This window comes from Kitasatospora sp. A2-31 (genome assembly GCF_022288725.1).
Classification (GTDB): Bacteria; Actinomycetota; Actinomycetes; order Streptomycetales; family Streptomycetaceae; genus Kitasatospora.
In genome coordinates this window covers 142,331-156,493 of record NZ_JAKNTA010000011.1, presented here as the reverse complement: position 1 = coordinate 156,493, position 14,163 = coordinate 142,331, and the positions used below count along the sequence as shown (strand labels likewise).

Below are 14,163 nucleotides of genomic sequence, written 5' to 3'. Positions count from 1 at the left end.
GAGGACGTGGACGCCGCACCCGCCGGGCCGAGCGAGGCACAGGCCGCGGCCGGGATGCCGCCCACCCGGCGCCGCGAGTTCCTGGCCGGCCGGTGCGCGGCCCGAAGGGCCCTGCGGGCGGCCGGCGGCCCGGTCGGCGAGATCGGGCGGGCCGGGCGCCGACCCGTGGCGCCGGCCGGCTGTCGGCGAGATCGGGCGGGCCGGGCGCCGACCCGTGGCGCCGGCCGGCTGGACGCTGTCCATCAGCCACTCGGCCGGGCTCGCGGTGGCCGTCGCCGCCCCGCTCGGACGGCACGCCGCGGTCGGCTGCGACCTGGAACTGCGCCGGCTGCCCGCCGCGGCGGCACGGCTGGTGCTGACCGGACCGGAGCGCGTCTGGGTCGGCGACGCCGGTACGCCCGAGGCGGAGCACCGGCTGCTGGCCCTGTTCTCCGCCAAGGAGGCGGCCTTCAAACTGCTGTGCGGGCTGCAGCCGGGAACCTTCGGCGCGCTCACCGTGGCCCGCCTGACCGCCGACCCGCTGCCGGCCGGCGCTCGGCCGCAGGCCTTCCGCCTGCGGCCGAGCCTGCCGGCCGCCCCGGCCGCCCCGGGCACCCCACCGCCCGCGGCGCTGGTGCGGGTCGGCGCCGCGGGCGACGGGGTGTTCTGCTGGACGGCGCTGCCGCGCCCGGGCGGCGTGCGGCCCTAGCGCCCCGCGTTGACCAGCACCGCCATGTTGCCCGGGGGGTGCTGGTTGTCGTGGATGAGCTGGTGCGCCAGCCCGACCTCCTCGAAGTCGAAGGTGCGCGACAGGCACGGGTCGATGTGTCCCTGCGCGATCAGCGCGGACACCTCCCGCGCCTCCCGGGCGCTGGCCACGTGCGAGCCCTGCAGGCGCTTCTGCCGCATCCACAGGAACCGCAGGTCCACGTCGCCGTTGTAGCCGGTGGTACCGCCGCAGATGACCACCATGCCGGCGTTGTCGCACAGGTACATCGACGTCGGGATGGTGTCCTGGCCGGAGTGCTCCAGCACGATCCGCGGCGCCCGCCGCTCGCCCAGCACCTCCCAGAACCGGCGGCCGAACGCCCGGGCCCCCTTCAGCCAGTGGGCCATCGCCTCCTGGTCGGTGGCGTCCGGCAGCCGTCCCCAGTGGTCGAAGTCGCGCCGGTCGATCCAGCCCCGGGCGCCCAGGCGGACGCAGAACTCGCCGCGCTCCGCGCTCGAGACCACCGCCACCGGGATGCCCCCGGCGTGCCGGACCAGCTGGATCGCGATGCTGCCGAGACCGCCCGCCCCGCCCCAGATCAGCACCGGGTCGCCGGGCCGGACCGCGTGCGGCTCCCAGCCGAACAGCTGGCGGTAGGCCGTGGCGGCGGTCGCGAGGTAGCAGGCGGCCTCGGCCCAGGACAGCCGGGCGGGCTTGGGGTGCAACTGGTACTCGCCCACCACCGCGAACTGCGCGAACGAGCCGTAGTTCTCCTCGTAGCCCCACACCCGCTGGCTGGCGGAGGTCGCCGGGTCGGCGCCGAGCCGGATGTCCTCGGCGTGCTCGTCCCAGGTGCTGGCGAGCACCACCACCTCGTCGCCGGGCCGGAACTGCCGCACCCCCTCGCCGGTGGCCCAGACCACGCCGGAGAGGTCGGAGCCACCGATGTGGAAGTCCTCGGTGGCGCCCTGCTTCTGCCGGGCCGCGATCACGTCCAGCGGGTAACCCTGCGCCGCCCAGACGTTGTTGTAGTTGACGCCGGCCGCCATCACCTTCACGAGCACCTGGTTGCGGCCGACCGGCGGCACGTCCACCACCTCGGTGCGGAAGGCGTCCGCGGGGCGGCCGTAGCGCTCCCGGCGGATCAGCGAGGCGTGCATGCGCCGTGGCATCCGCCCCAACTCGGGCGCGTCGCCCAGTTCGTAGAGGTCCTTCTCGGCGAAGGGGACCTGGCTCGGCTGGCTCACCGGGAGACTCCTCGGGTGGTGGTACCGGGGTGGGTGGCGGAGGAACGGTGGGACCGGCAGGGCCGTCCGCCGCCCCGGCCGGCCGGGCCCCCGGGGCGTCGATCCAGTACCGCCGGCGGTCGAACGCGTAGCCGGGCAGCGGGACCGGGCGCACCTGCTCGGCCGGGTCCGGCTCGGGCAGCGCGGCCACACCGGCGCTCCACAGCCGCCCCAGCGCGGCCGCCAGCACCTGCCCGTCCGGGCTCTCGGCCTTGGCGTGCCGCATCGTGGTCACCCCCACCACCGCGGCCCGCTCGCCGAGCGCGGCGCCGGCCAGCTTCAGCAGGGTGTCCCCGGGGCCGATCTCCACCAGCACCGGGCTGCCGCCCTCCCACAGCGTCCGGACGCCGTCGGCGAACCGCACGGTCTGCCGGGTGTGGGCGACCCAGTGCTCCACCGAGCCGGCCTGCGCGTCCGTCGCCCAGTCGCCGGTGACGTTGGTGACGTACCGGATGCGCGGCGGGCGCAGCGGGACGGAGCGCAGGTGCCCGGCCAGCTCGCCGAGCGCCGGGTCCAGCACGGCGGAGTGGGCCGCGGCCGGCATCCGCAGCCGGCGGAACGTCACCCCGGCCTCCGCCAGCCGCCGTTCCAGCTCCGCCACCGCGGCCTCCGGGCCGGCGGCCGTGCAGGCGGCCGGGCCGTTGACGGCGGCCAACGAGACGCCCTCGGTCAGGAACGGCCGCAGCTGCTGCTCGCCCAGCGCCACCCCGACCGTGGCACCGCCACAGGCGGCGATCAGCCGGATCCGCTCGTGAACCAGCGGCAGCATCTCCTCCAGGGTGAACACCCCGGCGAGGCAGGCGGCCGTGTACTCGCCGAGCGAGTGCCCGATCATGGCGTCCGGACGCACGCCGCGCTCGGCGAGCTCCGCGGCCAGCGCGTACTGGGTGACCACCAGCGCCAGGAACGCCTCGGCGGACGCCGGGTCCACCTGTTCGAACAGCGCGGTGCGCAGGTCCCCGCCGAGCCCCGGCCGCAGGATGCGGGCGCACTCGTCCACCGCGTCCCGGTACACGCCGCCGGCCCGGTACAGCTCGGTGCCCATGCCCACGTACTGGGTGCCACCGCCGGGGAACAGGAACGCCACCGGCCGCGGCGCGCCGTCCGCCACCTCCACCGGCTCGGGCAGCGGCGCGCGCAGCGCGGCGACCGCCTCCCGGGCGCTGCGCACGGCGACCGCCGAGCGCAGCCGCATCCCCGGCCGGTGTTCGGTCAGCGTGTGGGCGACGTCGGCCAGCCGCAGCCCGGGGTCCTCCGCCAGCCGCCGGGCCAGCGCGTCGGCCTGGCCGCGCAGGGCGCCCGGGGTGCGGGCCGACAGCGGCAGCACCCGCCAGCGCGCCCGCTCCGGCGCCCGGGAGTCCGCCGGGGCGGCCGGCGCCTCCTCCAGCACCACGTGCGCGTTGGTGCCGCCGACGCCGAAGGCGCTCACCGCGGCGCGCCGCGGGTGCGGGCCGGCCGGCCAGTCCTCCAGCGCGGTCGGGACCCGGAACGGGGTCGCGGCGAAGTCGATCAGCGGGTTGGGCCGCTCGAAGTGCAGGCTGGGCGGAACCTGCCGGGTTGACGAAACGCGCCGTCCGGGGCCGCGGACCCGCCGGGTTCGGCGGACCCGGCCGCCCGCAGCACCCAGTGCCCGTCGACGTCCAGCCGCCGGGCCGCCTCGCCGGCGCCCGTGCACACCGCTCCCAGGTCCGCGCCGTCGGCCAGCACCACCCGGCCTGCCAGCCGCTGCACCGGGCGGGCCGGGCCGGCCAGGTGCGCCCGCACCCAGGGCGCCGTGCGGTCCGCGCCGATCAGCAGGTGCGGCTCGGCCGTCGACGCCGCCAGGTCGTACGAGCGCAGGGCCGCCACCGCATCGAGGGCGCGGTAGCCCCGGGCCTCGGTCAGCGCCGCCAGCCGGTAGCCCTCGCTCATCCCGCGGCCCTTCCAGGCGCTCCAGGCCAGGCTGCGCACCGGGCGTCCGTCGCGCCCGTGGCGCACCGCGAGCGCGTCCAGGAAGGCGCAGCCCGCCGCGTAGGCCGCGTTGAGCGAGCCGCCGAAGAAGCCGTTGACCGAGGAGAAGGCCGTGTAGGAGGCGTCCAGCTCGGCGGCCAGCCGGTACAGCACCCAGCCGCCCTCGACCTTGGCCGCCAGCGCGGACCGCCAGCGCTCCGGGTCCAGCTCGGTGACCGGCGCCTCGACCCGGTCGCCGGCCAGGTGCAGCACGCCGGCCAGCGGCGCCGACCACGCGTCGCGTGCCCGGTCCACCGCAGCCCGCAGCTGCCCCGGGTCGGTCACGTCGGCCGCCTCGTAGCGGACCTCGCCCAGCGCCCGCAGCCGCCGGTACGCCGCGACCCGGTCGGCGGCCGGGCCGTCCGCGGCGGGCTCCCGCTCCTGGTCGGGCTCGTCGGGCAGCGCGGTGCGGCCGACCAGCAGCAGCCCCGCGAGCCGGTCCAGCAGCCGGGCCAGGTCGGCCTCGTGGTCCGGCCGCACGGGCCCCGCCGACGCGGTCTCGTACGAGGCGGGCACGGTCAGCGGGACGGCCGTGATGCCGCCCAGGATGCAGCCCCACAGGGCGGCGAGGTAGTCCTCGGTGTCCTCGCACTGCAGGATCACCCGGTCGCCGGGGCGCAGCCCGAGGGCCCGCAGCCCGCCCAGCACCCGGGAGGCCTCCGGGACCAGCGAGGCGTAGCTGCGGCGGGTCTCCGAGCCGTCCGCGCGGACGTGCACCACCTCCGCGTGCTCCCCGGCCGCGGCGGCCCGGCGCAGCGCCGCCGCCCAGGTGTCCACCGAGGGCTCCGGCAGCTCGGGGCCGGTGCTCACCGCGTGGTCGCGGCGTCGAACAGCTCGGTGGCGTACTCCAGGTGGCAGTCCAGGCCCGCCGGGGCGCCCTGCTCGTCGGTCCGCTCGACCACGTCGAGGAACAGGTCGAACTTGGCGGTGCCGGTCGCGGTGGGCCGCAGCGGCGCCGTGGTCGGGCCCAGCCGCAGTACCCGCACCCGGGCCAGCAGGGTGCGGAAGTCCGGGTCTCCGGATGTGTCGGTGGGCAGCACCAGGGTGTTGGTCAGCAGGCCGACCAGGTCGTCCAGCGCCGGGTCGGTCCGGCCGGCGACGGGTGTGCCGATCGCGACCAGCGGGCCGGCGCCCCACCGGGTGAGGAGCGCACCCAGGGCGGCCTGCAGCACCATGAACAGGCTGGCCTCGCCGTCCTCGGCGAGCCTGATCAGCGCCCGGTGCAGCTCGGCGTCCACGGTCAGCGTGCGGGCCGCACCCTCGCCCGGGCGGGCACCCCGGGGCCGGTCCGCGGGCAGACCCGCGTCCTCCGGCAGGCCGGCCAGCGCCCGGCGCCAGAAGGCCAGCTGGTGTTCCAGCAGACCCGCCCCGGCGGGCGGCGGGGCGAGCAGGCGGCGCTGCCAGAGCGCGTAGTCGGCGTACTGCACCGGCAGCGGGCGCCACTGCGGGACCCGGCCCGCGACCCGGGCGGGCTGGAGGTGGACGGGTGCCCGCCGAAGCGCAGGTCCTCGCTGAACGGGATCAGGTTGACCACCGGTCCGTACAGCCGCCGGCCTCCGTCGAGCAGGCCCAGGTCGCGCCGCAGGTACTCGCCGCGGTAGAGCTGGTTGCGCCGCAGGGCGGCCAGCTCGGCGGCGACCCGGCGCACCAGGTCTCCCACGGTGGTGCCCGGGTCCACCCTGACCCGTAGCGGCAGGATGTCGGAGGTGGTGCCCGGCGTGCGCAGCGCGGCCGAGCCCAGGCGGCTCATCGTGGCCAGCCCGAGCACCAGGTCCTCCGCCCCGGTCGCCCGGTGCAGGTAGGCGGCCACCGCGGCCACCAGCAGGTCGGTGCGGGAGGCGCCGAACCGGCCGGCGGCCGCCGCCAGGCCCTCGGCGTCGGGCAGCACGGTGGCGCGGCGGCGGAACGGGTAGACCGGTGGCGCGGTGCGCGCGCTCAGCCGCACCGGCGCGGGCGCGTTGGCGAGGCGGTCGGTCCAGTACGCGCGGTGTTGCGCGAAGCGTTCCGAGGAGCGGTACTCGGCATCGGCGTCCAGCAGCGGGCCGACCGGGCCGAACGGATCCGGCGGGACCTCGCCGCCGGCGGCCAGCGCGCTGTACGTATCGGCCAGCCGGCGGGCCACCAGCTTGTAGCTGTAGCCGTCCAGCAGGATGTGGTGGGCGCGCAGGGACCAGGCGTAGTGGTCGGCGCCCAGCGTGAACAGCGCATGGGTGAACAGCGGGCCGCTCTCCAGGTCCACCGGGGTGGCCAGGTCGGCGCGGATCCACGCCTCGGCCGCGCTCCGCGGGTCGGGCTCCGCGCTCAGGTCGATCCGGTGCAGCGGCCAGTCGGCCGGCTCGGCGGGCAGCACGCAGCACGGCCCGTCCGGGGTGTCGCGGAACCGCAGCGCGAAGGTCTGGGCCTCCGCCACCGTGCGCCGAAGGGCGGTCTCGAAGAGCGCCGGGTCGATGCGGCCGTGGATCTCGACGTACTCGCCGGTGTTGTAGGCGCCGTTGGCCGGGTCGAGCCGCTGGGCGAACCAGATTCCTTCCTGGGCGCCCGACAGTGGCCGGAGTTCTTCCTCATGGACTGACATTGCACCAACCTTCAGCGCGGAGCGGGAATACCGCAGGAGAGACCGACCGATGTGTTCGAGCAGGAGTCGGGGCGCGCGCGAGGAAATCTGCCGGCGTACCCGCGGAAAGCTCAAGAAAGGGAACGGTGAATTCGGGCTGAACGGAGCCCGACGTGGCGACGCGTCGCACCGGTGAATGCATTGGCGACGGTGATCATTCAGGCCTCATTATCAGGAGCCCCACTTGTCGGGTCAAGGTCAACTTTGAGGATGGTCGAGCGGGACAAAACCGGACAATCGACGGATCCGGCCAGCTCGGATGTGGAGGTTCCGGCTCCCGTGTCGGGACTCATTTGGCTGAGAACCCGCCGGAAGACGCGATTCGGCCATGTCTCGGAGGCGACCTTGGCGCATACGTGACCAGGTGAAAAGCTGAGCGCGCGGACCCCTTCGGCGGGTCCGCCGCAGCTACGGGGGACACGAATCTTGCTGCGGAAATCCGGATTCGGCTGAACCTGATCGGCTCGCCGTCCGTAGGACCGAACAGTGCGCCGTGCCACAGCTCGAAAGGCTCACCATGCAGCGCGCTTGCCCACGAGCCCGGCGGCGACCGCGGCGCAGCTGCTCGCGCGGGCACGGGCCGGCGACCGGCAGGCGCTCAACGACCTGCTGGCCCACATCGCGCCCTACGTCTCCCGCGTGTGCACGCCGATCGCCAGGCGTCACGGCCCGGACGCCGTCCAGGAGGCCCTGCTCGCGGTCTACCGCGGTGTGCACGGCCTGCGCGACACCGGTGCGTTCTACGGGTGGGTGCGCGCCATCGCCGTCCGTGAGGCCGTGCGCGCCGCCCGGCTCTCGGTGGCCTCCGCCGCGGACGCGCTCCCCGACGTCACCCAGACCGCCGACCCGCTGGACGTGGTGCACATCGACGACATCCTGGAGCGGCTCTCCCGTCAGCACCAACAGGTGCTCTCGCTCAGGGTGTTGGGCCTGAGCGAGGAGGAGATCGCGCGCACCCTGCAGCTCCCGGTCGGCACCGTCCGCTCCCGCCTGCACCGGGCCCGGCGCCGCTTCCGCCAGCACTGGAACGCCACTCCGGTCTGCTGACCCCGCCCGGGGAACCCACGACGGGCCGTCCTCTCGCGGGGTCAGCTCCTCGGCACGAGGGTGTTCTCGTTGCGGCGGCCGGCGGCGAAGTCGTCGACGTTGCGGGCGGTGGCGTCGATGATCTGGCCGACGGCGGTCCCGGTGAAGTAGGCCTGGTGGCTGGTGACCAGGACATGGGGGAAGGTGACCAGGCGGGCGAGGGTGTCGTCGGTGATGCCGTGGATGGAGCGGTCGGTGAAGAAGACGCCGGTCTCCTCCTCGTAGACGTCCAGGCCGACGCCGGAGAGCCGCCCGGCGCGCAGCGTCTCCACCAGGGCGGCGCTGTCCACGAGGCCGCCGCGGCTGGAGTTGACCAGGATGGCGTCGTCCTTCATCCGGGCCAGCGCGGCCGCGTCGATCAGGTGGTGGGTGGCCGGCACCAGGGGGACGTGCAGGCTGATCAGGTCGGAGCGGCCGAGGAGGTCGGGCAGCTCGGTGTAGGCCATGCCGAGCTCCAGGCAGTCCGGGTTCGGGGCGATGTCCCAGCCGAGCAGTTCGGTGCCGAAGCCGGTGGCGATCCGGGCGAAGCAGGTGCCGATCTTGCCGGTGCCGATCACGCCGACCGTCATGCCGTGGACGTCGCGGCCGAGCAGGCCGTCCAGCCGGAAGTCGAACTCGCGGGTGCGGACGGCGGCGCGGGTGAGCCGCCGGTTCACCGCCAGCGCCAGCGCCCAGGCGTGTTCGGCGACCGCGTGGGGACTGTAGTGGGAGACCCGCGCGACGGTGAGGCCGAGCTCGGCGGCGGCGTCCAGGTCGATGTTGTTGAAGCCGGTGGAGCGCTGGGCGATCAGCTTCGTGCCGCCGGCGGCCAGCACGGTGAGCGTCCCGGCGTCGAGCACGGCGTTGACGCTGCTGCTGACGACCGGGTGGCCGCTGGCCAGCGGGGCGGTGTCGCGGTTGAGGAAGACGTCCAGGCAGCGCAGTTCGTGCCGCCCGGCGAAGGCCCGCTCCAGCAGCGGCCGCTCGTCGGTCTGGACGCCGTACGCCAGGATCTCCATCGACTGGTTCCTTCCGTGGTGGGCCGGCCCACCGGTCACGCTAGCCGCTGCCGCCCGGCGCCGGGCGGGAACGACACCGGCCCCCGGGCGGCAACGCCACCGGCCCCCGGGCCGGAACGCCACCGGCCCCCGGGCGGGTGCTCGGGGGCCGGTGCCGCGGTGCTTCGTGCGGCGGTGCTCCTCGTGCCGCGGCGCGGCGGGGGCGGACGGGTCAGACGACCGTCTCGGCCTCCACGTAGCGCTCCTGCGGGACGGTCTTCAGCTCGGCGACGGCCTCCGCCAGCGGTACCAGGTTGATGTTGGTGCCCTGCAGCGCGGTGATGTGGCCGAAGGCGCCCTTGTGGACGGCCTCGATGGCGTGCCAGCCGAAGCGGGTGGCCAGCACCCGGTCGTAGGCGGTCGGCGTGCCGCCGCGCTGGGTGTGGCCGAGGATCACCGGGCGGGCCTCCTTGCCGAGCCGGTGCTCCAGCTCGCGGGAGAGCTGGGTGGCGATGCCGGTGAACCGCTCGTGGCCGTAGATGTCCTTGCTGCCCTCCTCCCAGTGCATGGTGCCGGGCTCGGGCTTGGCGCCCTCGGCGCAGACCACGATCGCGAACTTCTTCTGCCGGTCGAAGCGCTCGCGCACGACGGCGGTGAGCTTCTCGATGTGGAACGGGCGTTCCGGGACGACGATCGCGTGGGCACCGGCCGCCATGCCCGCGTTGAGCGCGATCCAGCCGGTGTGCCGGCCCATGACCTCGACGACCATGACGCGCTGGTGCGACTCGGCGGTGGTCTTCAGCCGGTCCAGCGCCTCGGTGGCGACCGAGACGGCGGTGTCGAAGCCGAAGGTCACGTCGGTGCAGGCGATGTCGTTGTCGATGGTCTTCGGCACGCCGACGATCGGCAGGCCGGCGTCGCTCATCAGCTTGGCGGCCTTGAGGGTGCCCTCACCGCCGATCGGGATGACGGCGTCCAGGCCGAGGTCGGCGCAGTACTGCTTGGCGCGCTCGACGCCGTCGCGCAGGTGGCTGGGCTGCACCCGGGAGGACCCGAGGATGGTGCCGCCCTGAGCGAGGATGCCGCTCACCGAGTCGAGGGTCAGGGGCCGGTGGTGGCCCTCCAGGAAACCGCGCCAGCCGTCCTCGAACCCGATGATCTCGTCGCCGTGGTCGACCACCCCCCGGTGGACCACGGAGCGGATCACCGCATTCAGGCCGGGGCAGTCACCGCCGCTGGTCAGCACTCCAATACGCATTGCTTTGCAACTCCCGAGCAGAACCGAGGAACGGCCGGACTACAGGCTGGGACGACGAGCCGTCACCGTAGCGGCCCGATCCCGCACCGTGGTGACGGGGAGGCGACCGTGGGGTGAAGGGCCGGCCGATTCGGACGGAACGCCCGAAAGCGGCCGGGGAGTCGAGCATACGGCCCCTGCGTCCGGCCGGGCAGGGGCCGACGCGGGAGCGGCGCCGTCGGCGCCCCCGCGCGGAAGTGCAGCCTGCTGCCGAGGAGGGTGTGCAGCCGGCAGCCCCATTGTCGTACGTCCGGGCCCGCCGGTGGGCCGGGTGACCGCATCGCGGGCACCCGGTCCGGGCGGGGACGTGCTACGCGGGGCGCGAAGTGGCCGCGATGCGCTCGGCGCGCAGCGCGTCGTACCAGGTGGTGTCGGCCGGCGGCAGGGCGTTGACGTCCAGCGCCAGCTTGATCAGCATGTCCGCCACGGCGGGGTTCCGGGCCAGCACCGGGCCGTGCAGGTAGGTGCCGAAGACCGTGTCCCGCCAGGCGCCCTCGGTGCCGTCCCCGGTGCCGTTGCCCCGGCCGACGGTGACGTTGGCGAAGGGCTGGACACCCTGGCCGAGGTGGGTGACGCCCTGGTGGTTCTCGAACCCGGTCAGCTGCGGCAGGCCCAGACGCGGGTCCACGTCGGCGAGCACGTCGCCGACGCACCGGGCGCCCTCGCCGCGGGTTGTCCAGACGTCGAGCAGGCCCAGGCCGGGCTCGCGCTCGCCGAGGTCGTTGATGAACTCGTGGCCCATGATCTGGAAGCCCGCGCAGACGCCGAAGATGATCGCGCCGTTCTCGGCGGCGCGGATCAGGCCGCTGTCGGCGCGCAGCCGCTCGGCGGCCAGCCGCTGCGGGCGGTCCTCGCCGCCGCCGATCAGGTAGATGTCCCCGCTGGTGGGGATCGACTGGTCGGAGCGGACGTCGATCCGGGTCACGTTGAGGTGGCGCTGGCGGGCCCGGCGCTCCACGACCAGGGCGTTGCCCCGGTCGCCGTAGGTGCTGAGCAGGTCCGGGTAGACCCAGACCACGCGCAGGCTGCTCTCACTCATCCTCGAAGGCCTTCCGTCACGCTCACTCGATGGGGCTGCTGGGCCGGCATCAGCCGGCCACGACCTTCCGCAGCTGCTGGAAGGCGGTGTAGTTGGCGATCGCCTCGATCCGGCCGGGCGGCGCCATCCGGACGGCCTGCTCCAGGGAGTCCACCACGTGGAACTGCAGCCCGGCGACCTCCAGGCGGACGGCCAGGTCCAGCTTGCGCTGGCCCATCACGAACACCGGGTGCCCGGCGAGGCGCTCGTAGTCGACGTCCCAGAGCCACGAGGTGTCGGTGCCGTCGGCGTCGAGGGCGTTGACGGAGAGGATGACCGGAGCCGGGGGGCCGTCGATCAGGGAGAAGGTCTCCAGCCAGCCGGCCGGGTTCTTGGCCAGCAGCAGCCTTATGTCCCGGCCCTGGTACTGCACCACGTCGTAGCGGCCGGCCACGGCGGTGACCGAGCGCATCCGCTCCAGCGCGACCTGGGGGGCGACGCCGAAGACGGCGGCGACCGCGGCCGAGCTGGTGGCGTTGGCCAGGTTGGCGCGGCCGGGCAGCTGGAGCTGGATCGGCCAGGCACCGCGCTGCGGGTCGATCACGTGGGTGCCCTGGAGCGCCCAGTGCGGGTTGGGGCGCCGGAAGCCGCAGTCCTGGCAGAACCAGTCGTCGCCGGGGCGCTGCATCACACCGCCGCAGGCGGGGCAGGACCAGGCGTCCTCCTTCCAGGCCTGGCCGGCGGCCACCCAGACCACCTTCTTGCAGGAGGAGGCGGCCCAGGTCACCAGCGGGTCGTCGGCGTTGGCGATGACCACGGCCTCGGTGTCCTGGAGGCCCTCGCGCCACTTCTCGGCCATCATGCGCGTCTCGGCGGCGCGGTCGAGCTGGTCGCGGGAGAGGTTGAGCAGGGCGATCGCCTTCGGACGGGTGTCGCGGGCGACCCCGGCCAGGTACTTCTCGTCCACCTCGATGACGCCGAAGCGGGCGTCCGAGCCACCGGCCAGGGCGGAGGTGATGCCGGCCGGCATGTTGGCGCCGAGGGCGTTGGAGACCACCGGACCGGCGGCGCGCAGCGCCTCGGCGATGAGTCGCGTGGTCGTGGTCTTCCCGTTGGTGGCGCTGACCAGCACCACGTCCAGGTGGTCGGCGAGGGTGGCGAGCAGATCGGGGTCGAGCTTGAGGGCGACCTTGCCGCCGATCACCGAGCCGCTTCCGCGGCCGGCCTTGCGGGACACGGCGGCGGCCACCTTGCCGGCCGTCACCGCGATCTTGGCGCGGGCGGGCAGCGAGGCGTCGCGTGCGCCTGTGGGCTCCGGTTCGGTGCCTGCCATGCTCAGTGGTTCCTCCTTGCTGCGGCACCGCCCGGGGGCCGGATAACGAGCCGTCGGGCGGCGGGGACGGGGTCAGCCTACCGACTCCGCCGGCCGGCTCGATGCTCCGGACCCCGCGCCGCCTGCTGCGACGGCCCCGGCGGCCCCCTCGCGGGTGCCCTGACGCGGTGTCAGGAAAGACGGTGTACGGAGGGGCCTTTCGCCGCTGGGGACGCTGATCCGGGGCCTGCCGGTTCCCCGCGGCGGGCGTGCGGCGGGCCGGACGGCGGGGCTCGCCGTCCGGCCCGAGGGGTCCGCGTGAGGATGTAGTGAAGAAACGATAACCGCCCGGTTGGTCGCCGGGTGATCGGCTACCGGACCGCCGGGTGACCCCGCACGGCCGGGCCGGCTGGTCCGGCGGCAGGATCGGCGAGGCGGGCCCCGCCGCCCGGCGGGGCTACCGGCCCGGGCGGGTCGGCCACGGGACGGGGAGCTGCTCCGCGGCCTCCGCCAGGTGCGCGGTGATCACCAGGGTGCCCTCCTCGACCTGGTAGTCCAGCGGTGCGGCCAGCCGGCGCATGGTGGCGATCAGGCCGGTGTTGGACGACTGGGTGACGGCGTAGACCGTCTCCACCCCCGCCTCCAGGGCCAGCGCGGACATCCGCCGCATCAGGTCCAGGCCCAGGCCGCGGCGCTGCCAGGCGTCCTCGACCAGGACGGCGACCTCGGCGCTGTCGTCGTCCCACATCAGGTGCCCGAGGGCCACGATCCGGCCGTCCGCCGCCTCGACCGCCAGGGTCTGGCCGTGCCGGGCGTCCAGCAGGTGGTCCAGGTAGCGGTCGGCGTCCCGGACGGGGCCGTGGTAGCGCTTGCGCAGGGTGTCCGGGGAGCAGCGGTGGTGCATGGCCAGCGCCGCCTCCTTGTCGCCGGCGTCGGCCCGCCGGACGGTCAGGTCGGTGCCGGCGGGCAGCGTCAGTCGCGCCCGGACGTCCGGGACCCGGGGGCCGAGCAGGGCGTCCAGCTCGACCAGGGCCTTCGCCCGGGCGAACTCGGTCGGGGTGAAGGGCAGCTGGGGGCGGCTGAGCTCGATCAGGTCGCCGGACGGCACCGGAAGCCGCAGCACGTGGCCGTCGACCCCGGCGACGGCGCGTCCGGCCCCGCCCGGGTACTGGCGGATGGTGCACTGGCCGAACAGCTGGCGCAGGGCGACCGGCAGCTCGGCGGCGTCCAGGGCGGTGCGGGTGGCCAGCGCCAGCACGTGGGTCGGCCCGTCCACCAGGTCGTGCGCGTCGGCGGGCGCGCTCCAGATGTCGTGCCCGCCGGCCGCGGCCACCAGCGAGGTCAGGTCGGCCCGGGTGAACGAGCGCGGGGCGCGGACGAAGAACTCGTCCACGGTGCCCTCGGGCAGCGGGTGGGACTGCATCGAGACGATGTTGACCCGCCGCTCGGCGAACGCCGTGCACACCCGTGCCAGGCTGCCGGGGGAGTCCTGCACGGTGGTGCGGATCCGCCAGAGCGCGGTCTCCTCGAAGTCGTCCAGGGGTCCCTTCAGGGGCTCCTTCACCGGCGCCGCGGCGGCCTGCGCGGCGCCCGGGGGAGCGGGCGCGTCCGGCGCGGGCGGACCGTGCAACTGGTGGCGGTGCGACCACCAGGCGTGGAAGAGCGCCGTGGCGACCAGGGCGGCCGCGGATGCGGCGAGGACCACCGGGCCGTCCGGGCCGTGCACCACGACCTTGGCCACGAGGTCGGCGGCGGTCACCGAGAGGAAGACCGCGGCGAGCTCGACGGTGTCGCGGCGCCAGCGGTGGTTGCGGGCACCGCGCCGTTGGGCACGGGAGGGGGTCGGCGTCTCGGGGGATGGGGTGGTCGGCTTCTCCGTGTGCTCCATGCCATCAA

At 75.1% G+C, this 14,163-nt stretch carries 10 protein-coding genes and 2 pseudogenes; 2 read left to right on the top strand and 10 right to left on the bottom strand.

What is annotated here, in order from left to right:
* The first annotated feature begins 214 nt into the window (after positions 1 to 214).
* Positions 215 to 688, top strand: coding sequence for a 4'-phosphopantetheinyl transferase superfamily protein (locus MCM47_RS27950; RefSeq protein WP_238864484.1), 474 nt, complete (start codon positions 215 to 217; stop codon positions 686 to 688).
* On the opposite strand, the gene ccrA is transcribed toward MCM47_RS27950, so the two are convergent.
* From ccrA to MCM47_RS27925, 5 genes and pseudogenes are all read right to left on the bottom strand, one after another.
* On the bottom strand, positions 685 to 1,860 hold the full coding sequence (gene ccrA / locus MCM47_RS27945; RefSeq protein WP_238864580.1) for a crotonyl-CoA carboxylase/reductase: 1,176 nt from the start codon (positions 1,858 to 1,860) through the stop codon (positions 685 to 687). The two genes, MCM47_RS27950 and ccrA, sit on opposite strands and share 4 nt — an antisense overlap.
* A gap of 409 nt (positions 1,861 to 2,269) precedes the next feature.
* Positions 2,270 to 3,445, bottom strand: a pseudogene (locus tag MCM47_RS27940) (acyltransferase domain-containing protein); the annotation flags it as partial.
* Between the two features lie 38 nt (positions 3,446 to 3,483).
* Positions 3,484 to 4,773 carry a KR domain-containing protein gene (locus tag MCM47_RS27935; RefSeq protein ID WP_238864483.1) on the bottom strand — a complete coding sequence of 430 codons (1,290 nt, stop codon included), beginning with the start codon at positions 4,771 to 4,773 and terminating at the stop codon, positions 3,484 to 3,486.
* A complete protein-coding gene (locus MCM47_RS27930; protein WP_238864482.1) occupies positions 4,770 to 5,390 on the bottom strand; it encodes a condensation domain-containing protein in 621 nt (206 codons plus the stop codon). The genes MCM47_RS27935 and MCM47_RS27930 overlap by 4 nt, the downstream gene beginning before the upstream one ends.
* Positions 5,391 to 6,055: 665 nt before the next feature.
* Positions 6,056 to 6,538: pseudogene (locus MCM47_RS27925) on the bottom strand (condensation domain-containing protein); the annotation flags it as partial.
* A gap of 567 nt (positions 6,539 to 7,105) precedes the next feature.
* On the opposite strand from MCM47_RS27925, the gene MCM47_RS27920 reads away from it, so the two are divergent.
* Positions 7,106 to 7,624 (top strand): RNA polymerase sigma factor, encoded by a 519-nt coding sequence (locus MCM47_RS27920; protein ID WP_238864481.1) that lies wholly within the window; start codon positions 7,106 to 7,108, stop codon positions 7,622 to 7,624.
* A 41-nt stretch (positions 7,625 to 7,665) separates the two neighbouring features.
* On the opposite strand, the gene MCM47_RS27915 is transcribed toward MCM47_RS27920, so the two are convergent.
* The 5 genes from MCM47_RS27915 to MCM47_RS27895 form a co-directional block, all read right to left on the bottom strand.
* Positions 7,666 to 8,661, bottom strand: coding sequence for a 2-hydroxyacid dehydrogenase (locus MCM47_RS27915; RefSeq protein WP_238864480.1), 996 nt, complete (start codon positions 8,659 to 8,661; stop codon positions 7,666 to 7,668).
* 211 nt (positions 8,662 to 8,872) lie between these two features.
* Positions 8,873 to 9,898 carry a 6-phosphofructokinase gene (locus tag MCM47_RS27910; RefSeq protein WP_238864479.1) on the bottom strand — a complete coding sequence of 342 codons (1,026 nt, stop codon included), beginning with the start codon at positions 9,896 to 9,898 and terminating at the stop codon, positions 8,873 to 8,875.
* Positions 9,899 to 10,247: 349 nt separating this feature from the next.
* Complete coding sequence (locus tag MCM47_RS27905) at positions 10,248 to 10,976, bottom strand: type 1 glutamine amidotransferase (protein WP_238864478.1); 729 nt, start codon at positions 10,974 to 10,976, stop codon at positions 10,248 to 10,250.
* Positions 10,977 to 11,025: 49 nt separating this feature from the next.
* Positions 11,026 to 12,288: a MurT ligase domain-containing protein gene (locus MCM47_RS27900; protein WP_238864477.1), complete on the bottom strand. Its 1,263-nt coding sequence runs from the start codon at positions 12,286 to 12,288 to the stop codon at positions 11,026 to 11,028.
* Positions 12,289 to 12,724: 436 nt separating this feature from the next.
* Positions 12,725 to 14,155, bottom strand: coding sequence for a GNAT family N-acetyltransferase (locus MCM47_RS27895; RefSeq protein WP_238864476.1), 1,431 nt, complete (start codon positions 14,153 to 14,155; stop codon positions 12,725 to 12,727).
* Positions 14,156 to 14,163: the final 8 nt, after the last annotated feature.